Consider the following 24,844-nt stretch of genomic DNA (forward strand, 5'->3'; position numbering starts at 1 on the left):
GCGGGGGCTCTCAGACTTCTCTAAGCTCTGCGGCATGGAAAGCATCGTCGAGACGGTCGTGCTCGTAGCGATATCCGTGCTCGGCGCGGCCTTCGCCCGCAGACTCGGCTTCATCGCGCCCCTGGTCCTGCTGGTCGGCGGGCTCGCGCTGTCGTACGTTCCCGGTATCCCCGAGGTCCACCTCGAGCCCGAGCTGGTGCTGATCGGCATCCTTCCCCCGCTGCTCTACGTGGCCGCCCTGCAGACCAACCTGGTCGCGTTCCGGCGCGCGCTGCGCCCGATCCTGCTGCTCGCCGTCGGGCTGGTGCTGCTGAGCTCGTTCGTGATCGGGCTCGTCATGCACGCCCTGCTGCCGGACGTGCCGTTCGCGGCCTGCGTGGCGCTCGGCGCGATCGTGGCCCCACCCGACGCGGTGTCGGCGACAGCGATCGCCCGGCGCATCGGCCTGCCCCGCCGGATGGTCACCATCCTGGAGGGCGAGAGCCTGCTCAACGACGCCACCGCGCTGGTGACCGTCCGGATCGCGGTCAGCGCGCTGTCCGGCGCGGCGGTCGGGTTCTGGGAGATCACCGGGCAGGTCGCGCTCAAGGCCGGGGTCGGCGTGCTGCTCGGTCTCGTGCTCGCGGTCGGCGCCGCGTGGCTGCACAAGCGGATCACCGACCCGCTGCTCGACGACGCGGTGTCGCTGCTCACGCCGTTCGTGGTCGTGATCATCGCCGAGGAGCTGCACTCGTCCAGCGTCGTCGCGGTCGTGGTGGCCGGGCTCTACCTGGGTCACCGCATTCCCTACCTGCTCTCCGCCACGTCCCGGCTGCAGATGGACGCCGTCTGGAAGCTGGTGAACTTCCTGCTGGAGGGCGTGGTCTTCCTGCTGGTCGGCCTGCAGTTGCGCGAGCTGATCGAGAACATCGAGACCGACATGGCCACGACGATCCGGGTCACCCTCATCGTCTTCGTGGTCCTGGTCGCCGTCCGGTTCGTCTGGATGTACCCGGCGACCTACCTGGCCCGGCTCATCCCGCACATCCGCGCCAACGAGGAACGGCCACCGATCGCCGTGCCCACGGTCCTCGCCTGGGCCGGGATGCGCGGCGTGGTCACCCTCGCCGCCGCGCTGACCCTGCCGCCGAGCGCTGATGTGGTCGGCGGCGACTACCCCCGTGACCTGTTCGTCTTCGTCGCGTTCGCGATCATCGTGCTGACGCTGCTGCTGCAGGGCATGACCCTGCCGGCACTGTCGCGGCGCCTCGGCGTGAGCGAGGACACCAGCACCGAGGACGCCCTCGCCGAGGCCAACGTGCAGCACGCCGCGAGCCGCGCCGCCCGCGAACGACTCGAGGCCCATGCCGATGGCGCCCCGGGCTCGGTGGTCGACCGGTTGCGCGCGCTGACCGACAGTCGATCCAACGGAGCCTGGGAACGGCTGGGCAATCAGCAGATGGAGACCCCGTCGGCTGCATACGGCAGGCTCCGGCGGGAGATGATTACCGCCGAGCGGCACGTTTTCAAGATCGCCCGTAACGAGGGGCGCATCTCCGAAGAGGTGCTCAACCGCGCCCAGCGCGAGCTCGACCTGGAAGAGTCCCAGCTGACCCGGAGCGACGATTGACCTGCGTGCACCTCAAGGAAGCGACCGAACCGACCCCCCTGGCACCGTACGAGGGCGGCTGCCCCGAATGCGTCCACGCCGGCCACCAGGACTGGGTGCACCTGCGCCTCTGCCTGGAGTGCGGCTACGTCGGCTGCTGTGACTCGTCACCGCGCCAGCACATGTCGAAGCACCACGACGAGACCGGCCACCCCACGATGCGCTCGTACGAACCGAGCGAGAACTGGAAGTGGTGTTTCGTGGACGACCTGCTGGGCGCCTGACATGCGAACCCTCTTCGCGGGCGCGGGCGCGACAGGCGGCTACTTCGGTGGCCGCCTGGCCGAGCGCGGCAAGGACATCACCTTCCTGGTCCGCCCGCCCCGCGCGGCGACCCTGGCCCGGCGCGGCCTCCGCATCCATTCCCCCGCCGGCGAGACCACCATCCACCCCCGCACGGTCACCGCCGCCACCCTCGACGGACCGTTCGACCTGATCGTCCTCGCCGTGAAAAGCTTCGCCCTCGACCAGATCCTCGCCGACCTCAAACCAGCGATCGGCCCTGCAACGGTCGTCGTCCCCCTGCTCAACGGCATGCGCCACCTCGACACCCTGCTCGAAGCATTCGGCCCATCCCACGTGTGGGGAGGGGTCTGCATGATCGCCGGCACCCTGAACGACGAGGGCGACGTCGTCCAGATGTCCGGCATGCACAAACTGACCTACGGCCCCCTGACCGGCCCCGACGACCGGCTCGCCGCGGTCACCGAGGCCCTCTCGGGAGCAGACTTCGAATCCCGCGCCTCGGACGACATCGTCCAGGAGATGTGGGAAAAATGGGTCTTCCTCGCCAGTACGGGCATCGTCAACATCCTGATGCGCGGCACAATCGGCGAGGTCGAGGCAGCCCCCGGCGGTGCCGCCCTCGCCCTCGCCGTCGTCGACGAGGCCCTGGCTGTCGCCGAGGCAGCGGGCCACCGCTCCCGCCCGCCGCAGGAGGCCTTCCTCCGCACATCGATCACCGCCGAGGGCTCCCCGACCACCACGTCGATGTACCGCGACCTCACAGCCGGCGCCCCTGTCGAAGCCGGCACGATCGTGGACGACCTGGTCGCCCGGGCTGAGAAACTCGGCGTCCCGGTGCCCCTGCTGCACGCCGCGCGGGTCAACCTGGCCGTCTACCAGGCACGCCTGGGCTCCTGACGAGCCGGGCCCGCACTGCCGGCGACGACCCGGACGACGCCGTTCGTCACACGATCAAGCGGTCAGCGGTCAGCTTGCGGGACGTGCCTGCGAGCAGGGTGCGCAGCCGGGCCGCGGACAGCGGGGCGCCCGGGTCGGGGGCGGGCATCTGCGGGGGAGTGCCGGAGCGCAGGGCCTCGGCGAGCTGTGCCCAAGCGGCTCTGATCGCGTCGGGGTCGGTGCAGTACGGCACGGTGTAGGGGTCGGTCTCGGGTTCGAAGCGCCAGCTTTCGGCCAGGGGACCGGCGTCGACGGTGTCGAACCCGAGCCGGCTGATCAGCTCGGCGGCACTGGCCTTGGCCTCCGGGGCGTCGCCGGCGATGGGTAGCGCGGTGCGGTCGGCCGCGCGGGCCGGGCGCGCCAGCGCGGGGATGTGGTGATCGCTGATGTTGTTGAAGGCCTTGACGAGCTTGGCGCCGGCCAGATGCCGCTGGACCAGTTCGCTGGTGGTGATCTCCCCCGCGTCGAGTGCGGGGATGTGCCCGTCGCGCGTCGCGTAATAGTTGCTCGCGTCGAGCACGACTTTGCCGTCCAGTGCAGCGGCGGGGAGCTGCTTGTATGCGGCGAGCGGAATGGCCACCACCACCCAGTCGCCGGCCCGGGCGGCCTCTTCGGGGGTCGCGGCACGGGCCCGTGCGCCGAGTTGCGCCACCGTCGCCGTGAGAGTTTCCGGGCCACGGGAGTTGGCGAGGACGACGTCGATACCCGCTGCGGTCGCCTGCCAGGCGAGTCTGGTGCCGATGGTGCCGGCGCCGATGATGCCGAGTGTTGGCATGGGGGTCTCCTCATCTCGCGGACGCGGTCGTCCGCCGGTGGTGCGGAAGCGGGGCTCAGGGTGGGGCAGGTGCCACCGAGCCAATCAAGCGGAGCAGCTGCTCCGGATCAAGCTAGCATTAAACGGAGCATCCGCTCCTGTTGTGCGGATCACAAACGGAGCACGTGCTCCGGAAGGCTGGGCGTGTCGTACGCTGGCGCCGTGACGCTCGCCGACCATGCCAGTCCCGCGCCCCGGCCCGGCCGCCGTGCCGACGCCGAGCGCAACCGGGCGGCGATCATCGAGGCGGCCGGTGAGGTCTTCGCCGAGTGCGGCGGTGGGGTGGACGTGCGGGAGATCGCCCGGCGCAGCGGGGTCGGCATGGGCACGCTCTACCGCCACTTCCCGACGAAGGACGAGCTGCTTGTCACCGTCCTGGAGCAGCAGTTCGAGGCCTGGCTCACCGACGCCCACCAGCAGGCCATGGCCACCGAGGATCCCTGGCGGGCACTTACCGGCTTCTTCGAGCAGACACTCAGCACCCAGGCGCGCAACCGCGCCGTCGTCGAGAGCCTCACCGCCACCGGTGGCCCCAGCAGCTCCTGCGTCGAGCGGTGCTACTCCATCATCGACCAGCTGCGCACCCGCTGCGTGGACGTCGGCATGCTGCGACCCGGTGTCACCACCGAGGACCTGTTCCTGCTGAGCGGCTCCCTGAGCCAGGCCGTCCTGAGCACCGCCGACAGCCGCCCGGGTCAGTGGCGCCGCCTGCTGCGCATCTCCCTCGACGGCCTCAGCAGCCGCAACAGCGAACCCCTGCCCGCGGGCACAATCTGACCGTGGCGCTCGGGTCAGGGCCGGCGGGGGCTCAGAGCCAGGTCTTCGCGACTGCCTCGGCGACGGTGGTGGCCTGGGTGGCGCCGGCCTGCAGGGCCGGGGCGAGCCGGGAGGGGTCGAGGATGTTCGGGCCGATGGCGGCGAGGGCCGCACCGTCCGGGGCGACGAGCAGGCTGCGGGTGGCGTTGAGGGACTCGAGTTCGGTGGCTGGGGGCGTGCGGAACATGCCGCTGCTCGGGGTGATCACGATGACGGAGTCGGCGCCGATGGCGAGGTCGGTGTTGGTGACCGAGCGGACGCCGCCGTCCATGAACCAGCTGGTGCCGATGTGGACCGGGGGGAAGACGCCGGGCAGGGCGCAGCTCGCGGCGACGGCGGCGGGCAGTGGTACCTCGGAGGTGGCGTCCCAGGCGGCGAGTTCGCCGGTGGCGGTGTCGACTCCGGTGATGATGAGGCGGGGCTCGACCGGCCAGGTGTGCACCGGGAGGTGGGCCGCGAACTGGGCCACGTGGGTGGCGTCGTCGCCCAGGGGTGCTTCGCGGGCGAGGGCTCCGAGGTGGGCGCGGCCCTGGGCGGCGGTGAGGTTGCCGGAGGTCAGGGCGGCGAAGGCGCGGCCCATGAAGCCCGGGTCGACACGGGGGGAGAGCTCGATGCGGATGCCTGAGGCCGTGATGATGGCCTCGTCGAGGTCGATGCCGGTGGCCAGCAGCGCTCCGACGTAGGCGCCGGCGGAGGTGCCGACGATGACGTCCGCGGCGGAGAGGTCGGTGCCGAGGTGGCGCAGGCCCGCGAGCAGGCCGAGCTCCCAGGCGATGCCGGTGATGCCACCGCCGCCGAGGACGAGTGCCTTCACGCGGAGAGGGACAGGTCGTCGCCGGGGACGACGGTCAGGCGTGGCTCGGTGAGGCTGCCGTCGGCGAGGGCCTGCTCGGCTTCGCGGGCGATGTGCTCGGCGGCGCGGGCCGCGGATGCGTACACGGCGAGGGTCTTGGCGGCGGCGGTTGTCCAGGCGAAGTCCTCGCGGACCCGGCGGCGGGCGCTGCGGGAGAGGGTGCGGGCGTAGTCGCGGTCGGCGAGCACCGAGGAGACCGCGGCGGCGAGCGCGGCCGGGTCGCTCGGGGTGAAGGTCACCCCGGTGGCGCCGTGCTCGATGACCTCGGCCAGGCCGCCCGTGGTGGCGACCGCAACCGGGGCGCCGGCGGCGGCAGCCTTCAGGGCCATCATGCCGGAGGGCTCGTAGGTGCTGGGGATCACGTGGCAGTCGGAGGCGCCCATCAGCCCGGCGAGGTCGTGACCGTCGAGCTGGCCGGTGAAGGTCACCTCAGGCCCGGCCAGGGACTCGAGCTCCGCGCGGAGCGGGCCGTCGCCGGCGATCACGAGGCGCAGGCCGGGGAACGCGCGGGTGAGCTCGGGGAGCGCGGCGAGCAGATCCTGTGCGCCCTTCTCGGCGACCAGGCGTCCGGCGAACGTGATCAGCGGGCCGGTGCCGGCGTGGTCGCGCCGGGCGGTGGCGATCTCGCGGGGGCGGGCGTACCAGCGGAGCATGTCCACGCCGTCGCGGATCACGTCGATCTTCGCGGCGGGGACGTCGAACTGGGCGGTGACCTCGCGGCGCATGGAGTCGGAGCACGCGATCATGCGGTCGGCCTCGGTGGCCAGCCAGCGCTCGATGTCGTCGATCGTGTGGTGGTACTCCTCGGGGAGCTGCCCCTCGTAACGACCGGACTCGGTGGAGTGCAGCGTGGCGACCAGGGGCACGTCGAGGTGCTCGCGCAGGGTCATCGCGGCATGGGCCACGAGCCAGTCGTGGGCGTGCACCACGTCGTAGCCACCGGTGCGGGCGGCGCGCAGGGCCGAGCGGGTCAGCGAGTGGTTGAACGCGGTGATCCAGCCCACCAGGTCGGCATGCTCCGGCGCGTCGTGCGGTGCGCGGACAACGTGGACGCCGTCGGCGTACTCCTCCCGGGGGGTGCCCTCGATGTGCCGGGTGACGACGGTCACTTCATGGCCGGCAGCGACGAGCGCGGTCGCCAGGGCGTACACATGACGGTCCGGGCCGCTGCCGAGCAGCGGCGGGTATCCCCAGCTCAGCATCAGGATGCGACGCATGCCACCTCGGGCGAGGGAGCGGGGGTTCAGGGGCACACCACCCTGTTTACTCAATATGGATACCGCCAAACCTTCGCCCGATGTGATGACGGCCACAATCTATCTGTCCAGGTTGCGATAACTATCCGCTGGTAACCGGACCGTCGCGGAGACGTTATCAGCCCCATCGGTGAGAATGACCGCTGACGCGGCCGCACAGGATTAACCCGGAGCGCGGCGGGGCAGGAGTGGCCCGCCCGCGGCCCCGAGAATTCCTCGCGACCGCGAGCAGAGACGGTCGAGGGTGGGAGCAACAGATGCAGGTGTGGCCGGGTCACCGGTATCCACTGGGCGCGACATACGACGGTACGGGCACCAACTTCGCGATCTTCTCGGAGATCGCCGAAGCCGTGGAGCTGTGCCTGTTCGACGCGTCCGGCAACGAGCGCAAGGTCCAGCTGCACGAGCAGGACGCGTTCGTCTGGCACGCATACCTGCCCGGGGTGGAGCCCGGTCAGCGGTACGGCTACCGCGTCTACGGGCCCTACGACCCGTCGCGGGGGCTGCGGTGCAACCCGCACAAACTCCTGCTCGACCCGTACGCGCGGGCGATCGACTCGGACATCGACTGGCACCCGTCGCTGTACGCGTACGACTTCGACAACCCCGACGAGATGTCCGACCTGGACTCGGCGCAACACATGGCGAAGGGCGTGGTGGTCAACCCGTACTTCGACTGGGGCAACGACCGCCGCCCGGACATCCCGTACCACCACTCGGTGATCTACGAGACCCACGTCAAGGGCCTCACGGAGCGTCACCCCGAGGTGCCCCGTGACATGCGGGGGACGTACGCCGCGATCGGTCATCCCGCGGTGATCGACCACCTCGCGAAGCTGGGCGTGACCGCGGTCGAGCTGATGCCGGTGCACCAGTTCGTGCACGACAACCGCCTCGCCGACCTGGGTCTGCGCAACTACTGGGGCTACAACACGCTGGGCTTCTTCGCGCCGTACCACGGCTATTCCGCGATGGGCTCGCTCGGTCAGCAGACCCAGGAGTTCCGCGGCATGGTCAAGGCGCTGCACGCGGCCGGCATGGAGGTGATCCTCGACGTCGTCTACAACCACACGGCGGAGGGCAACCACCTGGGCCCGACGATGAGCCTCAAGGGCATCGACAACCGGACCTACTACCGGCTCGTGGACGACCAGCCCAACTTCTACATGGACTACACGGGTACGGGTAACAGCCTCAACGTGCGCAGCCCGCAGAGCCTCCAGCTGATCATGGATTCGCTGCGGTACTGGGTCACCGAGATGCACGTCGACGGCTTCCGTTTCGACCTCGCCTCCACGCTGGCCCGCGAGTTCTACGACGTCGACCGGCTCTCCACGTTCTTCGAGGTCGTGCAGCAGGACCCGGTCGTCGGCCAGGTGAAGCTGATCGCCGAGCCGTGGGACGTCGGTCCGGGTGGCTACCAGGTCGGCAACTTCCCGCCCAACTGGACCGAGTGGAACGGCAAGTACCGCGACACGGTCCGCGACTTCTGGCGTGGCGAGCCCGCGACCCTGGCCGAGTTCGCGAGCCGGATCACCGGGTCCGCCGACCTCTACCAGGACGACGGCCGCAAACCGTTCCACTCGATCAACTTCGTCACCGCGCACGACGGGTTCACCCTCAACGACCTGGTCTCGTACAACGACAAGCACAACGAGGCCAACCACGAGGAGAACAGGGACGGCGAGAGCCACAACCGCTCCTGGAATTCCGGCACGGAGGGCCCGACCGACGACAAGGCGGTCCTGACGCTGCGTGCCCGCCAGAAGCGCAACTTCCTGGCCACGCTGATGCTGAGCCAGGGCGTGCCGATGATCTCGCACGGCGACGAGCTGGGCCGCACCCAGCAGGGCAACAACAACGCGTACTGCCAGGACGACGAGATCAGCTGGATCGACTGGGAGAACGCCGACGAGTCGCTGCTCGAGTTCACCCGCAAACTGACGGCGTTCCGCCACCGGCACCAGGTGTTCCAGCGCCGGCGGTTCTTCACCGGTCTGCCGGTCACCGCGCGTGGCGGCGGCGACCCGCTGCCCGACCTCGAATGGTTCACCCCGGACGGCCGGCAGATGGCCGGCGACGACTGGGGCAACGACTTCGGCCGCGCGGTGGCGTTGTTCGTGAACGGCGAGGGCATCCGGGAGCGCGGTCAGTACGGCCAGCGCCACGTGGACAGCTCGTTCCTGCTGTTCTTCAACGCCCACGACGCGCCCATCGAGTTCTCCACGCCACCGTCGGAGTACGGCGAGAAGTGGGAGAAGGTCATCGAGACGGCCGAACCGTCGCCCGACATCCCCAACATCGTCGAGGCAGGCTCCTCGATCCTCGTGCCCGACCGCTCGCTCATCGTGTTGGACAGGACGGTTTAATGCCCCCCTCCGGTACCTATCGTGTCCAGGTCCGCCCCGATTTCCCCCTCAAGGCCACGGCGGAGCTCGCCGACTACCTCGCCGATCTCGGCGTCAGTCACCTCTACACAGCGCCGCTGCTCACCGCCGCGCCGGGCTCCGAGCACGGCTACGACGTCGTCGACCACACCCGGGTCAGCCCGGCGATCGGTGGCGAGGAGGGCCGGCTGGCCCTGCGGGCGGCGCTGGACGCGGCGGGGCTGGGCCTGGTCGTCGACATCGTGCCCAACCACGCCGGGGTTGGCGTGCCGGCCGCGAACCCGACGTGGTGGGACGTGCTCAAGAACGGCGAGTCGTCGCAGTACGCGAAGTTCTACGACATCGACTGGTCGCGAGGCAGGCTGGTGCTGCCGGTGCTCGCCGACGAGCCGGACGCCCTCGACCAGCTCCGGGTCGAGGACGGGGAGCTGCACTACTACGACAAGCGTTACCCGATCGCCGACGGCACCGGCGAGGGCACCCCGCAGGAGGTTCACGACCGGCAGCACTACGAGCTGGTCAACTGGACCCGCGGCGACGCGGAGCTCAACTATCGCCGGTTCTTCGCCATCGTCGAGCTCGCCGGGCTGCGCGTCGAGGACCCCGAGGTCTTCGAGGCCACCCACCGCGAGATCCTCAGGTGGTACGCCGAGGGCGCGGTCCAGGGCATCCGTGTCGACCACCCGGACGGCCTGCGTGACCCGGGTGAGTACCTGACCCGGCTGCACGAGGCGGCGCCGGACGCGTGGCTCGTGGTGGAGAAGATCCTGGAGCCGGGCGAGGAGATGCCCGACTGGCCGGTCGCGGGCACCACCGGATACGACGCGCTCGCCGAGATCTGCGGGGTCTTCGTCGACTCCACCACCGAGGCGTTCTTCGACACCCTCGACCGCCACCTGACCGGCGCCGAGACCAGCTGGCAGGACCTCGTCCACGAGACGAAGTACACGCTGGCCACGACGGCGCTCGCCGCGGAACTGGCCCGGATGTGCCGTCTCGTGCCCGAGATCGAGGCCGCGCCCCGCGCCCTGGCTGAGCTCGCCGCCTGCTTCCCGGTCTACCGCTCCTACCTGCCGTACGGTGCCCGGCATCTCGCCAGGGCCCGTTCGGAGGCCGGTCGCCGCCGCCCGGGGCTGATCCCGGTGCTCGACCAGCTCACCGCGCGGCTGCGAAACCCGCAGGACGAACTGGCGATCCGCTTCCAGCAGTACACCGGCGCGGTGATGGCCAAGGGCGTCGAGGACACCGCGTTCTACCGCTGGACCCGGTTCACGGCCCGCAACGAGGTCGGCAACGACCCGTCGGAGTTCGGCGTCACGACCGACGAGTTCCACGACAAGGCCACCGAGCGGCAGCGGCACTGGCCGGAGAGCATGACGTCGCTGTCGACGCACGACACCAAGCGCAGCGAGGACGTCCGCGCCCGGCTGGCCGTGCTCGCCGAGCTGCCCGGTGACTGGACCGAGGTCGTGCGCCGCTGGGTGCGGGTCAACCCGCTGCCCGACCCGGCCCTGGCCCACCTCGTGTGGCAGGCCGCGGTGGGTGCGTGGCCGATCGAGAGAGAGCGACTTCAGGCGTACGCGCTGAAGTCCGCTCGTGAGGGTGGGGTCGGCACCACCTGGACCAAACCGAACGAGCAGTTCGAGTCGGCGCTGCGGCGCATGGTCGACACGATCTACGACGACCCGGCGCTCAACAGCGAGGTCGCGGAGTTCGCGGGCTCGATCACCCGGCCCGGCTGGTCCAACTCCCTGGGCCAGAAGCTGGTGCAGCTGACCTCGCCCGGCGTGCCCGACGTCTACCAGGGCACCGAGCTGTGGGACCTGTCGCTGGTCGACCCGGACAACCGGCGGCCGGTCGACTTCGCCCTGCGCCGCGAGCTGCTGGCCCGGGTCGACGACGGGTGGCAGCCACCGGTCGACGAGAGCGGCGCGGCGAAACTGCTGGTCACGAGCCGGATCCTGCGGCTGCGCCGGCAGCGCCCGGAGCTGTTCACGTCGTACCGCCCGGTCTTCGCCGAGGGGCGGGTCGCCGAGCACGTCCTCGCGTACGACCGCGGTGGTGTGGTTGCCGTTGCCACCCGGCTGCCGGTCGGATTGTCACGGCACGGCGGCTGGCACGACACCACGCTGTCACTCGACGGCAACACGTGGACGGAAGTCTTCACGAACACCAGCTACGGCGGCAGTCAGCTGGCCGTGGCGGATCTGCTGCACACGTACCCGGTCGCCCTGCTGGTGAAAGAGTAAAGACGATGACCTTCTTCGAGGTTTGGGTTCCCGAGAAGACCGTCGCCCTTCGCATCGACGGGGATGATCGCGTGATGGAGCGCGGCGACGACGGCTGGTGGCGCCTCGACGTGCCCGAGGCCGGGCCCGGCACCGACTATTCCTACGTGCTGCCAGAACACGACAGTCCGCTTCCCGACCCGCGTTCCAGATGGCAGCCTGACGGGGTGCACGGCCCCAGCCGGGTGTACGACCATGCGGCTTTCACGTGGTCGGACGGCGCTTGGACCGGACGACAGCTTCCGGGTTCCGTCCTCTACGAGCTGCACGTCGGCACCTTCACCCCGGAAGGTACGTTCGACGCGGCCATCGAACGCCTCGATCATCTCGTCGAGCTCGGTGTGGACCTCGTGGAGCTGCTCCCGGTCAACGCGTTCAACGGCGAGTACAACTGGGGCTACGACGGCGTCTGCTGGTTCGCGCCGCACGAGTTCTACGGCGGCCCCGACGGCCTGAAGCGTTTTGTCGACGCGGCCCACAACAGGGGCCTCGGCGTGGTGCTGGACGTGGTCTACAACCACTTCGGCCCGTCCGGCGCGTACGCCCCGATGTTCGCGCCCTACCTCAGTTTCGCCGGCGCCAACCCGTGGGGCGCCTCGGTCAACCTCGACGGCCCCGACTCCGACGAGGTCCGCCGCTACATCACCGACAGCGTGCTCGCCTGGCTGCGCGACTACCACGTGGACGGCCTGCGGCTCGACGCCGTGCACGCCCTGGTCGACCACAACGCCGTGCACCTGCTCGAGCAGCTGGCGGTCGAGGTGGAGAGCCTGTCGACCCACCTGGGCCGGCCGCTCTCGCTGATCGCCGAGTCCGACCTGAACGACCCGAAGCTGATCACCCCGCGCGAGGCCGGCGGCGCCGGCCTGCAGGCGCAGTGGGACGACGACGTGCACCACGCGCTGCACACGCTGCTGACCGGCGAGCGGCAGGGCTACTACGGCGACTTCGGCTCGCTCGACTGCCTGGAAACGGTGCTGACCGGCGCCTTCTTCCACGCGAACACGTGGTCCTCGTTCCGGCGGCGTCACCACGGCCGCCCCGTCGACCGCACGCGGGTGCCGGGTCACCGCTTTGTCGCGTACCTGCAGAATCATGATCAGATCGGTAACCGCGCGATCGGCGACCGGATCTCGGCGACCCTCTCCCCGGGTCTGCTGAAGGTCGGCGCGACCCTGCTGTTCACCGCTCCGTTCACGCCGATGCTGTTCATGGGCGAGGAGTGGGCGGCGAGCAGCCCCTGGCAGTTCTTCACCAGCCACCCCGAGCCCGAGCTCGCCGAGGCGGTCCGCTCGGGCCGGCGCCGCGAGTTCGGCTCCCACGGCTGGGCCGAGGCCGAGGTCCCGGACCCGCAGGACCCCGCGACGTTCGAGCGCTCCAAGCTCGACTGGTCGGAGCCCGGCAAACCCGGCCACGCGGAGATCTTCGACCTGCACAAGCGGCTGATCGCCCTGCGCCGCGAGCACGCCGAGCTCTCCGACCCGAGGCTGGACAAGATCGAGGTCTGGCACGGCGATCAGTACGTCGTGATGCGCCGCGGCCGCTGCATCGTGGCCGCTAACCTAGCCCCGGTGCCCCAGACGGTGAGCCTGCGCTCGGTCCCGACCAAGGTCCTCCTGGCCACCGAGCCGGGCGTCGTCCTGCAACGCGACCGCGTCGAGCTCCCGCCCGAGACAGCGGTGATCCTCTACGCCCGCTAACTGTGGGTGGCGGTGCGCGTCACGGCTCCCGGATCGGGGTTCGCCGGGCGCGCACCGCGCCACCGCTGGCCGAGGCGGTAGGCGAACGCGCGGGCGCCGTGGACGGTTCCGCTCGGGTGCAGTTCACGCGGAGCGTTGCGGATCGGGTCGAACGCCAGCGCCGCATCGGTGGTCATCGGCGTGAGCTGCCCGAAGCGCACCCGGCCGAGCGGATCCCCGGTCCCGTCGCGCAGCAGCAGCCGCGCGTTGTCACTCTCCGCCACGGCGATGACCGAATCAAACGTACGCCCCAGGGGTGTCGAGGTGGGATCCCCGCTCACGCTGAGATGGACTTTCTGTCCACTGCCTGTTCGGTACGCGGTGATCGTCCCGCAGGTCCCGCCGAAGTCCCGCCGTAGCACCGGCACGTGTCGCGACCACCGGCCCTGACCGGCACTGGAGAACAGCAGGTCGAAACGGCGCCCGACGACGGGACCGTGGATCCGGACGGCGACACCGAGCACATCCGGCCACCCCGCCGGCGTACCCACGCCCTTCGAGATCCGCACGGTCACCGGGTGCCGCCCGGGCCGGTCGAGCAGGGCCGCCCCGACCGGCGCGGTCCGGCCGTAGATCTCGAGGTCGCCGGTGAACGACCGCCCGTCCGGATGCAGGAACCGCCGGTGGCGTGACCGCACGACGCGGACGCCGGTGGCCACCACGCCGGCGATCAGCAGAGCTCGCCCGACCCTCATGGCTGCCGGGTACCCGAACTTGTCGCACCCATGCGCCACGATGGGCGCATGGGTGAGTCGAGCGACCGGGCCGTGCTCACGGTGATCCGTGTCTATCGCAGGATCTCGCCGCGCCTGCCGACGCGGTGCCGGTTCACGCCGACGTGCAGCGCCTACGGGCTGGAGGCCGTCAGGCGGTATGGCAGCCGTAAGGGCCTGCGGCTGACGGCCGGACGGCTGATCCGGTGTCGGCCGGGTGTCCCGTTCGGGACGGCGGACCCGGTTCCGTGACATTTCTCCAGGAGGATGGTCGCTTCGACACGGGACGGGGGCGCGGTGCCGACCAGGGATGACGAGCTGGAGCCGATCAGGGTGCGCAAAGTGGTGCTGCGCCGCCCGCCACGGCAGCGGGTGGCACCCGGGGTGCCCGCGACCGCCCGCGTGCGGCGCGGCAGAAGGGCGCTGGAGGGGCTGCAGCGCTCGTTCACCCGGCGGGAGCTGACAGCCCGTGAGTTCGGTGCGTCGCTCGCGCCGTGGCGGCTCGCGGCGATCGGTGTCGTGCTCGTTCTCGTGCTCGGGTTCTCGTGGGTGCGGCTCTTCCACGTGGGTGCACCGTCCGTCGAGGACCTGCGCCGCGCGGCCGGGGTGGACGAGTGGCTGACGCTTCCGATCGGCGTCAAGGACGACCAGCCGGGGGTGGCCTACCGGGATCCGGGAACGGGCGTGTGGAGCGGTTTCGACATCGACATCGCCTACATGATCGCCGAGGATCTCGGGTTCCGCCGCCAGGAGGTGCAGTTCTACGGCATCGAGAGCGAGGACCGGGCGCGGATGGAGGCGGTCGACCTCAAGAACAACCCCGTGCCGGTCAAGATGGTGATCGCGAGTTACAGCATCACCAAGGAGCGCGAGGACATGCCCAACGTCATGTTCTCCGATTCGTACCTGCATACCGAGCAGTCCGTGATCACCCTGCACGGGCATCGCAAAGTGGCCAGCCTCGAGGAGTTCCGGGGCCAGAAGGTCTGCACCCTCTCCGCCTCCACCAGTGCCAGTCAGGCCGAGAAGGCCGGCGCCACGCTCGTCCGCCGCAACCGGGTCTCCGAGTGCTTCGCCCTCCTCGACAACGGGACCGTCGACGCGATCACCACCGACGCCGCGATCCTCGGCGGCTTCAAGGCCCTCAACCAGGCGAAGTACGACCACTGGGATCTCGGGCTGGACGTGACCGAGGCGTGGGGTGTCAGCGTCGGCGCGAACGAGGCGCTGCGGGATCTGGTCAACATCACCCTCTACCGGTCGTACGCCGACCCCGGGGACTCGCGGTGGGAGGAGGCCTACGCGGACACGATCGCCGAGGAGGCCCCGTTGCAGCGCAACATCGGGACCGGGGCCGACACCAGCACGATCACCCCGCTGGCACTGACGGAGCAGCCGTTCACGCCGCGGCCGAAGGTGCGGGAGCTGCCGTGGGAGGACCCGACCCGATGACCCCCGAGATGATGCCCCCGGAGACGCTGATCGTCGACCGGCGCCCGCGGCTGCGGCGGGGCCAGTTGAACTGGCTGCTCACCGCGCTGCCGGCGTTCCCGCTGGTGCTGCTCGTGCTGCGGCTCTGGTATCTCAGCCGCCAGGATCTGCCCACGATGCTGCTGCTGGTGCAGTACATCAGCCCGCTCGGCATGATCAGCGCCCTGATCATCACGCTGATCTGGACCGTGCCGGCCGTGGTGCTCGTGCTGCGTACGCTCGGCGGCATTCTGCTCATCAGCTCGCCCGATCAGAACGAGGCCGCCCGGCGGTCCCTGCTCGCGCTCACGGCCCTGCGGATGCCCGACTGGGTGGTCGTGCTGGCCGCGGGTCTCGCCGGCTTCACGTGGCAGATGCGGATGCTGCCGACCCTGCTGATGCTCATCGTCGCGATCCTCGGGCTGACCGCCGTGCAGCGTTATCCCGGCGAGCGCCGGATGCTGGTCGTGGCCACGCTCGTGGTGCCGGTCGTGCTCGGGCTGCTCGAGCTGCTCTGGGTGTGGCCCGGCATCCGCGGCGCGTTCCGGGCGGGCGAGACCGGCACGGCACTGCTGCTGCTCGTGCCGCCGCTGCTGGGGTGGCTGCTGACCGGTCCGGTCCCGCCCCGGGCCGCGCGGCTGGCCACCCACTGGCCGGCGGTCGCCGCGACCGTGGTGGCGCCGATCGTGGTGGGCGCGGTCTTCCTGCGCGCGCCGGTGCTGCCCAACAGCGCGGTCGAGGTTCAGGAGCAGGGCACGCCTGCAAGGGTGGTACGGGGCCAGCTCATCACCGTCGACGACACGGCCACCACCGTCCTGCAGCGCGGCGGCGACGTCGTCTTCATCGCGAACGATCTCGTGCGGTCCAAGACCCTCTGCCCGGAGCCCGTACGCCCGCAGCACAGCCGGATCACCGTACGTGGCTGGGCGATCGACGAATCGGCGCTGGAGTGGGCCGCGCCGACCCGGCCCGTCACCGGCGAGGTGGACCCGCGCTGCCTCGGCCGGCCACTCCAAGACTGAATTTCCGCGATCGCTATCCTTTTTGCGCAGGTGACGGGGCTTTGTTGCGGCGCGCCGCAGACCGCGTGCAGACAGGGTGGAGCCGACCTGGCAGGCTGCACGCCATGACCTTGCACCTGCGGTGGGCGGCCGTCACCGATAGAGGCCACGTGCGCAGCAACAACCAGGACTGTCACTACGCCGGAGACCGGTTGCTGGTCGTCGCCGACGGGATGGGCGGCATGGCCGCCGGAGACGTCGCGAGCCGCACCGCCATCGAGGCCATGGCATCGCTCGACGTGCCGATCGACAACGAGCATCAGATGGATGCTCTGCACAAAGGGCTGGAGGTCGCCAACGGACGGATCGCCGAGGTCGTCGCGGGCGACCAGGCCCTGCAGGGCATGGGGACCACGCTGACCGCCGTGATCTTCTCCGAGGATCGGGCCGCGCTCGCGCACGTCGGTGACAGCCGCGCCTACCTGTTGCGCGACGGCCGCCTCAACCAGCTCACCAAAGACGACACGTACGTCCAGATGCTCGTCGACCAGGGCCTGATCCGCCCCGAGGAGGCCGGCAGCCATCCCCGGCGCGCCGTCGTCACCCAGGCGTTGCAGGGCGAGCCGGTGAGCCCGTCGTACGTCATCGTGGAGCCCGAGGAGGGCGACCGCTGGCTGCTCTGCAGCGACGGGCTGACCGGTGTCGTCTCGGCCGAGCACATCGAGGCGGAGATGCTCGCCATCCCCGACCCGCGGGCGTGCGCCGAGCGGCTGATCGACCTCGCGCTGCAGGGCGGCGGCCCGGACAACATCACGGTGATCGTCGCCGATCTGACCCTGCGGGACTGATCACGCCGTAAGCCCTCCGGCACGGGGTGCTCACGTCGATGGGGGTTGCGGTACCTTACTGCGCATCCTCGATCGTAGGCTCCGCTGACCGACAGTCCAGGCTTGGGTAGCGGCACAGCAGGTGGTGATGACTACGGGACGGCTGTCGGGACGGACACCCGTGACGCTGACGCTTGCCGTCATCGTTGCGGCCCTCGTGACGGCCGCCGGGGTGTTCGTCGTCCCGGCCGGCGCGGGTCAGCGGCTCTACGACGACGCCGCGCAGTTCGCCGCCGGTGTGCTGGCGGCGTTCGCCTGTTTCGCGGCGGCCCGCGACCACACCGGGCTGCGGGCGCGCTGGCGTACGGTGCTCGGCGTCGGTCTCGCCGGATGGGCGGTGTGCCGGCTGTGGTGGATCGTGCGCGACGTTCTCGAGCCGGACCGGGCCGCGGTGGCCGGGGTCGCGGACATCGGCTTCCTGGTGCTGCCGGTGTGCGTGTTCCTGAGCCTGCTGGCGATGTCGGCGTGGCTGCCGCGGGCGGCGCGCGCGTCGCTGCCCCGCGACAACGTCGTGCTGGTGATCGACAGCTTCCTGATCACCGGGTCGCTGGTGGCGCTGGCCTGGTCCGCGCTGCCCGCCCGGGTCTTCGACGAGCTGGTGCGCGACCCGTGGGCGGCCGGCGTCGCCGCGGCGTACCCGGTCGCGGATCTGCTGCTCGTGGTCATGGCGGTGCTGTTGCTGCTCATGCGCCCGATGTGGGGACCGGCCCGCGGCACGCTGTGGCTGGTGGTCGCCGGGGTCCTCGCTTTCGGGTGCTCCGACGCGGTCCGGCTGCTCCACCTCGGCGGCGGGGTGCTGGGCCCGGTCGAGGCGGCCGGATATCTGCTCGGCCCGGCGCTGCTCGCGATCTCGGCCACGACCAACCCCGGGACGGCGGCGCTGCCCGTGGTCAGGGCGCCCGAATCCGACTGGCTGCACCTGATCCTGCCGTACGTGCCGGTGATCGCGACCGGCGTCGTGATCGGGGTCCGGACGGGGGCGGGTGGGCAGCTCACGTCGTACGAGGCGTATCTGGGTTGGCTCGGTCTGGGTCTTGTGGTGGCGCGGCAGATGTTCACCATCGTCGACAACACGATGCTGCTCGCCCGGGTCTCCGAGGGCCAGGCGCGGCTGCACCATCAGGCCTACCACGATCCGCTGACCGGCCTGGCCAACCGGGCGCTGTTCCGTGAGCGGATGGTGCTGGCGCTCGACGCCTACCGCCGGCGCGGGGTGCGGGTGGCGCTGGTCTTCGCCGACCTCGACGACTTCAAGCTGATCAACGACAGCTTCGGGCACGCGATGGGTGACCGGCTGCTGCGCGCGATCGGTGACCGGCTCGTCGGCTGCGTCGGCGGCGACGATCTGGTGGCCCGGCTCGGCGGTGACGAGTTCGCGGTGCTGCTGGAGAAGCGGGTCGACGACGCCGACCCGATCGCGCACGCCATCCTCGCGGCGCTGCGCGAGCCGTTCGTGATCGACGGGCACACCGTCGGCATCAGCGCCAGCCTCGGCCTGGTCCTGCCCGACCCGGGCGACACGGAGATCTCCGCCGACATCCTGCTGCGCCGCGCGGACGCCGCCATGTACGCCAGCAAGCGCCGCGGCAAGAACGGCCTGGTCCGCTACTCGGGCACCGGCGACGGCGGGCTCAACGCCGACCTGCCGCACCTGCTCATGCGCGCGCTCGCCGAGACCCCGACCGACTACGGCTTCGCGGTCCACTACCAGCCGATCGTGAGCTTCGCCGACGGCGGTGTCGTCGCGGTCGAGGCGCTCGCCCGGTGGACCGACCCGGTGGCCGGCCCGGTCGACCCGGACGTCTTCGTCACGGTCGCCGAACGCACCGGCCTGGTCGCGGCGATCGACGACTTCGTGCTGGACCGCGCGTGCGCCGACGCGGCGGCCCTCGCCCAGACCTACGGGCGCCCGATCGACGTGCACGTGAACGTCTCGGCCGCCCGGCTCGGCCAGCACGGCCTGGCCGAGGGGATTTTCGACGCGCTGGCCCGGCACGGCGTCCCCGCGTCCCGGCTCGTCGTGGAGATCACCGAGACCCGCCGCATCCCCGACCTGCCGCGCGCTGTCGAGGTCGCCGAAACCCTGCGCAGGCAGGGCATCCGGATCGCGCTGGACGACTTCGGCAGCGGCTTCAACGCCCTCGCCCAGCTGCACTCGCTGCCGGTCGACATCGCGAAGCTCGACTCGTCACTGACCGATGTGGACGTCGCCCCGGAGCGGGCTGCCGCGCTGTGCCGCTCGGTCGTGCGAATCTGCGGGGACCTCGACATCGTCGTCGTCGCTGAGGGCATCGAGACGCCGGCGCGGGCGCAGGCCCTCGCTGCGCTGGGCTGCGACCTCGGCCAGGGCTACCTCTTCGGCCAGCCGGGCCCGGTCCACCGCCTCGCAGCAATGATCCCCACCCAGCCCGGCCCCGCCACCGCCGCCCGCCTACCCACCTGAGCGTGGGTAGGCAGCTCAGCCGGCCACCCAGCTAAGTCAAGCCCGCCCCAGCCAGCCCTGACCCGGCCACGGCCCCAGCCCCGGCCAGCCCCGGCCAGCCATGGCCAGCCCCGGCCCCGGCTCCGGTCGGCCCGGCTGGTGTCTGAGTCTTTGATTCGTTTGCGGTAGATGGCGAGGGCGGCAAGGCTCGAGCCACGGGCATGAAGTTGCGCCGAAATCCGTGATGCCGCAACATCCTGCGGCTTGAGGTGTCAAGCATGGACCAATCACGTCTGGCTGGAAGTCATATGTTGTGCTGTCAGACGCGATTACCCGGACTTGACGAACAGCACCGCACAAAGTTGTCGTATGCCGGTGCTCCGCGCAACATCTAGCCTCGCGACCTTGCGGCCGTTGGTGTCCCGACGCGGAGGGTGACGTCCCGACCGGCCGGCATGACCAGCCATGGCCTTAGGTCCGGACCAAACCGCCGACGAGATCCTTGCCACCTGACTGCGAACGAATCAAGGACTCAAGACATCAGGTGGTTGGGGTCCCCAGCAGGGCGAAGGTGAGGTTCTCTTCCAGCCAGGCGGCGGCGCGCGGCAGCGGCCAGGACAAATCGTCAATCATCGTGAAATAGGAGGAATTTCCGAGGTAGAACCACAGCACATCGGTTGCCGTGACAGCGTCCAGCTCCGGCCTGAGCGCGCCCAGCTCGGCCAGCCGCTCGGCGGTGCGCGCGAGGGCGTCACGCAGGCTGGCATGTGCGACGTCGAGGCTTTCGCGGACGCCCGGCTCCCGGGGTGCGGCAGCGACCACCTGGCGCATCAGCGGTGACCACTGCTCGAACTTGGACCGGCTCGTCTCGACGACGTAGCCGATCAGCTCGCGCGCGTCGGTGTGCGTGCTGAGGCGGGCGCGGATGTCGTCGTTCTCGCCGGATCGGACGGCCGTCTCGATCAGCTCGCGGAGCAGGCCGTTCTTGCCGCCGCCCACCGCGTAGACCGTGGCCGGGGCGACGCGGGCGGTTCGCGCTATGTCCTCGACGCGGGTGCCGAAGTAGCCCTGGGAGACGAACAGCTCGCGGGCCGCGGCCAGGATCGCGTCCCTGGTCGCGGCGGCGTACTCGGCTCGGCGGCCGGTTGCTTGGGGTGCCACGCGGTTATCGTACAGGCGGCTACTTTCAGTAGAGTACGCTCTGATCAACATACTGAGCTATGAAGAGAGCTACCGATGAACTTCGTTCTGATCCCCGGGGCCTGGCACGGCGGCTGGTCCTGGCACCCCGTCGGGCATCGGCTGCGGGCCGCGGGGCATAACGCGCTGGCGCTGACGTTGCCCGGTCTCTCGATGGGCGACGACCCGTCCGAGCTGCGGCTGACCGACGCGGTGGAGCACATCGTGACCGAGGTCGAGCGGCGTGACCTGCGCGATGTTGTGCTGGTCGGGCACAGCTTCGCGGGCATCCCGATCACCGCGGCCGCGCACCGGCTGGCGGGTCGGCTGGCCGGGATCCGCTACTTCAGCGCTTTCATCCCGCGGCGGGGCGAGTCGATGACCGACGCGATGGGGCCCGAGATGGGGGCCTATCTGCGCGGCGCGATCACGGCGTCGCCGCAGCGGACGATCGAGGTGGACTTCGCGTCGTTCGGGGCGCAGCTCATGCAGGGGGAGCCGGAGACGCTCCAGCGACTCGTGTACGACCAGTTGATGCCGCAGCCGGGTGCTTACATGCTGGAGGCGATCGATGTGGACGGCGTGGAGACTCTGGGCGTACCCATCTCCTATGTTCTTGCCGAGCACGACCTGGCGCTCGCGGCACCCGGAGTTGAACTGGCCGCTCGCGTCGGGGTGGAGCCGATCATGGTGCCGGGCACGCACGAGGCCCTGCTCACCCACCCCGACGAGGTGGCGAAGGCGCTGCTCAACGCCGCTGGTTGAGCCGGCGGGTGGGCACCGCGGCGGCCGGGTCCTCGGGCCAAGGGTGCCGGGGGTAGCGTCCGCGCATCTCACCGCGTACCTGGGGATAGACGTTGATCCAGAAGGACGCCAGGTCGCTGGTGACGGCGAGCGGACGACCGGCGGGGGAGAGCAGGTGCAGGCGCACGGGCACCCGGCCGTCCGCGAGCCGCGGCGCGTCCTGCCAGCCGAACGTCTCCTGCAGCTTCACCGCCAGCACCGGGGCGGCCGGGTCCGTGTAGTCGACGCGGATGTTCGAGCCGCTGGGCACGGGCAGCCGTTCCGGAGCCACGTCGTTCAGCCGGCCGGCGATCGACCAGGGCAGCAGCGACCGCAGGGCCCCGGTGAGATCCAGTTTGGCCAGGTCGGCTCGGCGGCGGGCCCGGCCCAGGTCCAGCCAGTCGGTTTCGGTCAGGGCTTCGTCGGAGACGTCCGGCCAGGGTTCGCCGAGGGCCGCGTGGGCGAACGCCAGCCGCTGCCGCAGCTCGGTCGCCGGGCGTGACCAGGTGAGCAGGCCGAGTCCCTCGCGGCGCAGCCCCTCCCGGAGCGCCTCCTGCACGAGCGCGGGGTCCGGGTTGTCGATCCGCCGCTCCACCAGGGTGATCGCGCCGAGGCGTTCGGCGCGGCGGGCCACCACGTCGCCGTCGATCCAGCCGATCTCGGTGACCGTACGGGCGAGGGTCGCCGCCGCTTCCACAGCCGTCGCTTCGTCGAGCGGGGCGGCTCCGCGGATGCGCGCGGTCCGTGCCCCCGGCGCACGGTCCGCATCGGCCACCGCCAGCCAGGTCGTCCCCGCCAGCCCACTGCCGCCGTGCAGCTCCGCCTCGGTCCCGCCCGCCATGAGGTACGCCCGTGAGCCCGCCGATCGCGCCCGCGCCACCCTTTCCGGGTACGCCAGCCCGACCACCAGCCCCGCCGCGAGATCATCGGTCAGCCCCGCCGTCCCGCCGCCGCCCATCCCGCCGCCGCCCATCCCGCTGCTGCCCGTCCCGCGGCCGCCCGTCCCGCTGCCCGTCGCGCGGCCGGAGTTCGGGGTTCCGGCGTTGTTGCGGTCCAGGGCTGCGGTCAGGCGGCGCACCTCGGACTGCCAGGCGCCGTCCCGCTCGTTGCGGGCACGCCGCCAGGCAGCCACCACGTCGTCAGCCCGCCCCTCGCCGTCCAACAGCGCGACGATCTCCGCCGCCCGCCGCGAACCCACGCTGGCAGCGCCGTCGATCAGGGCCCGCGCGAGTCGCGGATGCAACCCGGCGTCGGCAAGCGCCCGCCCCCGCCCGGTGACCTTCCCGTCGGCATCGGTGGCCCCGAGGTCGCGGAGCGTACCCATCGCGGCCTGCATGGCACCGGCCGGCGGCGCGTCCGGCAGCGCGAGCCCGCTGCCGTCGGGATGCCCCCACAGTGCGAGATCCAGCGCGAACCCGGTGAGATCCGCGGCGGCGACCTCGGGCTCGGGCTGCGCCGGCAACCGGTCATGCTGCGTCTGCGACCAGCACCGATACACCCGCCCCGGCGCCTCACGCCCGGCCCGCCCGGCCCGCTGCCTGGCTCCGGCGCGGGACACCGGCACGGTCACCAGCGTGCCGAGCCCCCGGCTGTGGTCCATCCGCGGGACCCGGCTGAGCCCGGCATCGACCACCGCGCGTACGCCCGGAACGGTCAAACTGCTCTCCGCAACCGCCGTCGCCAGCACCACGCGCCGCGACGCCCCGGCCCGCAGTGCGGCGTCCTGAGCCGACCCGGAGAGCCGCCCGTGCAACGCGACCACGTCCACGCCGAGCCCGCGCAGTTTCCCGGCGACCGTGTCGATCTCGCGCGCGCCGGGCAGGAAGGCCAGCACGTCGCCGTCGCCGTCGGCCAGCGCGCGACGGATCGTGGCGGCGACGTGGTCGAGCAGCCGCGGGTCGACGCGCAGGCCGTGCGGCGGTGCGACGGGCGGCGACGGCGGGCACCAGTGGACCTCCACCGGGAAGAGGACCGCCTCGGCGGTGATGACGGGTGCGTCGCCGAGGATCTCCGAGAGGCGTTCCGAGTCGGCGGTCGCGGAGGTGGCGAGCAGGCTGAGGTCGGGGCGCAGCGCCGCTCGCACCTCGATGAGGAAGGCCAGGGCCAGGTCGGTGTCGAGGTGTCGTTCGTGGCACTCGTCGAGCACGACCGCGGTGGTGCCGGCCAGCTCGGGGTCGCGGTGCAGCCGCCGGACCAGGACGCCGGTGGTGACGACCTCGATGCGGGTGCGGGCGGAGACGCGGCGGTCACCTCGCACCGAATAGCCGACGAGGCCACCCACCTCCTCGCCGAGCAGGGATGACATGCGCCGGGCCGCGGCTCGGGCGGCGACCCGGCGGGGCTCCGCGACGATGACCCGCCCGGAGCCGGGATCCGCCATCGCCAGCGGGACCACCGTGGTCTTCCCGGTGCCCGGGGGCGCCACGAGCACGGCCGCGCCCGGCCCGGCGAGCGCCGCGGTCACGGCGGGCAGGACGGACCGGATCGGCAGGTCCGGCAGGGCGTCCTGGGGGATCAGCATCAGACCAGTCTTCCGTACGCGCGGAGCGTCCTTCTCTGTCACATGCGCGGTGTATAACTCTCACGTGGAAGCGTTCAACGCCCTGCCCGCCGAGCGGCTCGAAGCCGAGCTGCTCGCCGTTTGCGCTGCTCCGGCATGGGGTGCAGCGGTTGCAGCCGCCCGGCCGTACCCCTCCAAGGAAGCCCTGCTGGCCACGGCCGACCGGATCGGCAGCGAGCTGAGCTGGCCCGAGGTCCTCCTGGGTCTGTCCGCGCATCCGCGCATCGGCGAGCGGGCCGGGGGCGACTCGAAGGAGGCCGCCTGGTCGCGCCGGGAGCAGTCGACGGCCGCGACCACCGCCGACGAGTCCACGAAGGCCGAGCTGATCGCGGCCAACCGGGCCTACGAGGAGCGCTTCGGGCACGTCTTCCTGATCTTCGCCAGCGGCCGGTCACAGGAGGAGATCCTGGCGGCCGCGCAGGAGCGTCTCGGCAATGACGAGCAGGCCGAGCGGGTCATCGTGACCGACCAACTGCGGCGCATCGCCCTGCTGCGCCTGGAGCGCCTGGTCGATGGGCACGCGCTCTCCACACACATCCTCGACACGGTCAGCGGCGATCCGGCCCGCGACGTCCCCGTGCGGCTGGAGCGGCAGACCGGCGAGGGCTGGCACCCGGTCGGCGAGGGCCGCACCGACGGCGATGGGCGGTTCCGCTTCGGCGTGCCGGGCTGGGAATGGCTGGCCGGCGGCTACCGGCTCGTCTTCGCCGTCGAGGAACATCTGGGCAAGGACGCGTTCTTCCCCGAGGTCACCGTGGCGTTCCGCGTGGACGACACCGCGCGGCACTATCACGTGCCGCTGCTGCTGAGCCGGTACGGCTACACCACCTATCGAGGGAGCTGACG

General features: G+C 71.1%; 20 protein-coding genes. 14 read left to right on the top strand and 6 right to left on the bottom strand.

The genetic code is table 11. The features are described from left to right. The first annotated feature begins 34 nt into the window (after positions 1-34). Genes Ahu01nite_RS18160 through Ahu01nite_RS18170 form a run of 3 tightly spaced genes read left to right on the top strand, consistent with a single transcriptional unit; the run spans position 35 to position 2,791 of the window. Positions 35-1,609: a Na+/H+ antiporter gene (locus tag Ahu01nite_RS18160; protein ID WP_203837719.1), complete on the top strand. Its 1,575-nt coding sequence runs from the start codon at positions 35-37 to the stop codon at positions 1,607-1,609. Between the two features lie 5 nt (positions 1,610-1,614). Beyond that, positions 1,615-1,872 carry a UBP-type zinc finger domain-containing protein gene (locus Ahu01nite_RS18165; protein ID WP_239158931.1) on the top strand — a complete coding sequence of 86 codons (258 nt, stop codon included), beginning with the start codon at positions 1,615-1,617 and terminating at the stop codon, positions 1,870-1,872. A gap of 1 nt (position 1,873) precedes the next feature. Continuing rightward, on the top strand, positions 1,874-2,791 hold the full coding sequence (locus Ahu01nite_RS18170) for a ketopantoate reductase family protein (protein WP_203837721.1): 918 nt from the start codon (positions 1,874-1,876) through the stop codon (positions 2,789-2,791). Positions 2,792-2,837: 46 nt separating this feature from the next. Here the strand turns inward: Ahu01nite_RS18170 and Ahu01nite_RS18175 are convergent, their stop codons facing one another. Further along, positions 2,838-3,605 (bottom strand): NADPH-dependent F420 reductase, encoded by a 768-nt coding sequence (locus tag Ahu01nite_RS18175; protein WP_203837722.1) that lies wholly within the window; start codon positions 3,603-3,605, stop codon positions 2,838-2,840. 201 nt (positions 3,606-3,806) lie between these two features. On the opposite strand from Ahu01nite_RS18175, the gene Ahu01nite_RS18180 reads away from it, so the two are divergent. Further along, positions 3,807-4,421, top strand: a complete 615-nt coding sequence (locus Ahu01nite_RS18180; protein WP_203837723.1) for a TetR/AcrR family transcriptional regulator — start codon at positions 3,807-3,809, stop codon at positions 4,419-4,421. Between the two features lie 31 nt (positions 4,422-4,452). On the opposite strand, the gene Ahu01nite_RS18185 is transcribed toward Ahu01nite_RS18180, so the two are convergent. Together Ahu01nite_RS18185 and Ahu01nite_RS18190 are read right to left on the bottom strand one after the other, a co-directional pair. Continuing rightward, the gene (locus Ahu01nite_RS18185; protein ID WP_203837724.1) at positions 4,453-5,274 is read right to left on the bottom strand and encodes a patatin-like phospholipase family protein; all 822 of its coding nucleotides are present in this window, start codon (positions 5,272-5,274) and stop codon (positions 4,453-4,455) included. Further along, positions 5,271-6,530, bottom strand: a complete 1,260-nt coding sequence (locus tag Ahu01nite_RS18190) for a glycosyltransferase family 4 protein (RefSeq protein ID WP_239158932.1) — start codon at positions 6,528-6,530, stop codon at positions 5,271-5,273. Before Ahu01nite_RS18190 ends, Ahu01nite_RS18185 begins: the two co-directional genes overlap by 4 nt. 296 nt (positions 6,531-6,826) lie before the next feature. Between Ahu01nite_RS18190 and glgX the strand changes: the two genes are divergently transcribed. From glgX to treZ, 3 genes are read left to right on the top strand one after another with little or no spacing between them, the layout of a single operon-like run. After that, entirely contained in the window at positions 6,827-8,938 is a 2,112-nt protein-coding gene (glgX, locus tag Ahu01nite_RS18195; protein ID WP_203837725.1) for a glycogen debranching protein GlgX, read from the top strand. Then, entirely contained in the window at positions 8,938-11,205 is a 2,268-nt protein-coding gene (gene treY / locus Ahu01nite_RS18200; RefSeq protein ID WP_203837726.1) for a malto-oligosyltrehalose synthase, read from the top strand. The genes glgX and treY overlap by 1 nt, the downstream gene beginning before the upstream one ends. Positions 11,206-11,210: 5 nt before the next feature. After that, the gene (gene treZ, locus Ahu01nite_RS18205; RefSeq protein WP_203837727.1) at positions 11,211-12,944 is read left to right on the top strand and encodes a malto-oligosyltrehalose trehalohydrolase; all 1,734 of its coding nucleotides are present in this window, start codon (positions 11,211-11,213) and stop codon (positions 12,942-12,944) included. Here the strand turns inward: treZ and Ahu01nite_RS18210 are convergent. Further along, the gene (locus Ahu01nite_RS18210; protein WP_203837728.1) at positions 12,941-13,678 is read right to left on the bottom strand and encodes a hypothetical protein; all 738 of its coding nucleotides are present in this window, start codon (positions 13,676-13,678) and stop codon (positions 12,941-12,943) included. The genes treZ and Ahu01nite_RS18210 overlap by 4 nt on opposite strands. Positions 13,679-13,708: 30 nt before the next feature. Here Ahu01nite_RS18210 and yidD point away from each other — a divergent pair, with 30 nt between their 5' ends. From yidD to Ahu01nite_RS18235, 5 genes are all read left to right on the top strand, one after another. Continuing rightward, positions 13,709-13,948 (top strand): membrane protein insertion efficiency factor YidD, encoded by a 240-nt coding sequence (gene yidD / locus Ahu01nite_RS18215; RefSeq protein ID WP_203837729.1) that lies wholly within the window; start codon positions 13,709-13,711, stop codon positions 13,946-13,948. Between the two features lie 45 nt (positions 13,949-13,993). After that, the gene (locus Ahu01nite_RS18220; RefSeq protein WP_239158934.1) at positions 13,994-15,148 is read left to right on the top strand and encodes a transporter substrate-binding domain-containing protein; all 1,155 of its coding nucleotides are present in this window, start codon (positions 13,994-13,996) and stop codon (positions 15,146-15,148) included. Next, positions 15,145-16,188: a hypothetical protein gene (locus tag Ahu01nite_RS18225; protein WP_239158935.1), complete on the top strand. Its 1,044-nt coding sequence runs from the start codon at positions 15,145-15,147 to the stop codon at positions 16,186-16,188. Before Ahu01nite_RS18220 ends, Ahu01nite_RS18225 begins: the two co-directional genes overlap by 4 nt. A 104-nt stretch (positions 16,189-16,292) precedes the next feature. Further along, on the top strand, positions 16,293-17,015 hold the full coding sequence (locus tag Ahu01nite_RS18230; RefSeq protein ID WP_203837730.1) for a PP2C family protein-serine/threonine phosphatase: 723 nt from the start codon (positions 16,293-16,295) through the stop codon (positions 17,013-17,015). A 127-nt stretch (positions 17,016-17,142) separates the two neighbouring features. Next, positions 17,143-19,497, top strand: a complete 2,355-nt coding sequence (locus Ahu01nite_RS18235; RefSeq protein ID WP_203837731.1) for a putative bifunctional diguanylate cyclase/phosphodiesterase — start codon at positions 17,143-17,145, stop codon at positions 19,495-19,497. A 519-nt stretch (positions 19,498-20,016) separates the two neighbouring features. On the opposite strand, the gene Ahu01nite_RS18240 is transcribed toward Ahu01nite_RS18235, so the two are convergent. Next, the gene (locus Ahu01nite_RS18240; RefSeq protein ID WP_239158936.1) at positions 20,017-20,637 is read right to left on the bottom strand and encodes a TetR/AcrR family transcriptional regulator; all 621 of its coding nucleotides are present in this window, start codon (positions 20,635-20,637) and stop codon (positions 20,017-20,019) included. Positions 20,638-20,712: 75 nt separating this feature from the next. Here Ahu01nite_RS18240 and Ahu01nite_RS18245 point away from each other — a divergent pair, with 75 nt between their 5' ends. Continuing rightward, entirely contained in the window at positions 20,713-21,420 is a 708-nt protein-coding gene (locus tag Ahu01nite_RS18245; protein ID WP_203837733.1) for an alpha/beta hydrolase, read from the top strand. Here Ahu01nite_RS18245 and hrpB read toward each other — a convergent pair. Further along, entirely contained in the window at positions 21,404-23,959 is a 2,556-nt protein-coding gene (gene hrpB, locus Ahu01nite_RS18250; RefSeq protein ID WP_438874794.1) for an ATP-dependent helicase HrpB, read from the bottom strand. The genes Ahu01nite_RS18245 and hrpB overlap by 17 nt on opposite strands. Positions 23,960-24,023: 64 nt before the next feature. Between hrpB and uraD the strand changes: the two genes are divergently transcribed. Continuing rightward, the gene (gene uraD, locus Ahu01nite_RS18255) at positions 24,024-24,842 is read left to right on the top strand and encodes a 2-oxo-4-hydroxy-4-carboxy-5-ureidoimidazoline decarboxylase (RefSeq protein WP_203837734.1); all 819 of its coding nucleotides are present in this window, start codon (positions 24,024-24,026) and stop codon (positions 24,840-24,842) included. The last annotated feature ends 2 nt before the right edge of the window (positions 24,843-24,844 follow it).

The sequence above is a fragment of the Winogradskya humida genome, from assembly GCF_016862215.1.
GTDB lineage: Bacteria > Actinomycetota > Actinomycetes > Mycobacteriales > Micromonosporaceae > Actinoplanes > Actinoplanes humidus.

Coding starts and splice junctions, on each gene's coding strand:
- Ahu01nite_RS18160 (WP_203837719.1), top strand. CDS start 35: ATGGAAAGCATCGTCGAGACGGTCGTGCTCGTAGCGATATCCGTGCTC.
- Ahu01nite_RS18170 (WP_203837721.1), top strand. CDS start 1,874: ATGCGAACCCTCTTCGCGGGCGCGGGCGCGACAGGCGGCTACTTCGGT.
- Ahu01nite_RS18175 (WP_203837722.1), bottom strand. CDS start 3,605: ATGCCAACACTCGGCATCATCGGCGCCGGCACCATCGGCACCAGACTC.
- Ahu01nite_RS18190 (WP_239158932.1), bottom strand. CDS start 6,530: ATGCGTCGCATCCTGATGCTGAGCTGGGGATACCCGCCGCTGCTCGGC.
- glgX (WP_203837725.1), top strand. CDS start 6,827: ATGCAGGTGTGGCCGGGTCACCGGTATCCACTGGGCGCGACATACGAC.
- treY (WP_203837726.1), top strand. CDS start 8,938: ATGCCCCCCTCCGGTACCTATCGTGTCCAGGTCCGCCCCGATTTCCCC.
- treZ (WP_203837727.1), top strand. CDS start 11,211: ATGACCTTCTTCGAGGTTTGGGTTCCCGAGAAGACCGTCGCCCTTCGC.
- Ahu01nite_RS18210 (WP_203837728.1), bottom strand. CDS start 13,678: ATGAGGGTCGGGCGAGCTCTGCTGATCGCCGGCGTGGTGGCCACCGGC.
- yidD (WP_203837729.1), top strand. CDS start 13,709: ATGCGCCACGATGGGCGCATGGGTGAGTCGAGCGACCGGGCCGTGCTC.
- Ahu01nite_RS18225 (WP_239158935.1), top strand. CDS start 15,145: ATGACCCCCGAGATGATGCCCCCGGAGACGCTGATCGTCGACCGGCGC.
- Ahu01nite_RS18230 (WP_203837730.1), top strand. CDS start 16,293: ATGACCTTGCACCTGCGGTGGGCGGCCGTCACCGATAGAGGCCACGTG.
- Ahu01nite_RS18235 (WP_203837731.1), top strand. CDS start 17,143: ATGACTACGGGACGGCTGTCGGGACGGACACCCGTGACGCTGACGCTT.
- Ahu01nite_RS18245 (WP_203837733.1), top strand. CDS start 20,713: ATGAACTTCGTTCTGATCCCCGGGGCCTGGCACGGCGGCTGGTCCTGG.
- hrpB (WP_438874794.1), bottom strand. CDS start 23,959: ATGCTGATCCCCCAGGACGCCCTGCCGGACCTGCCGATCCGGTCCGTC.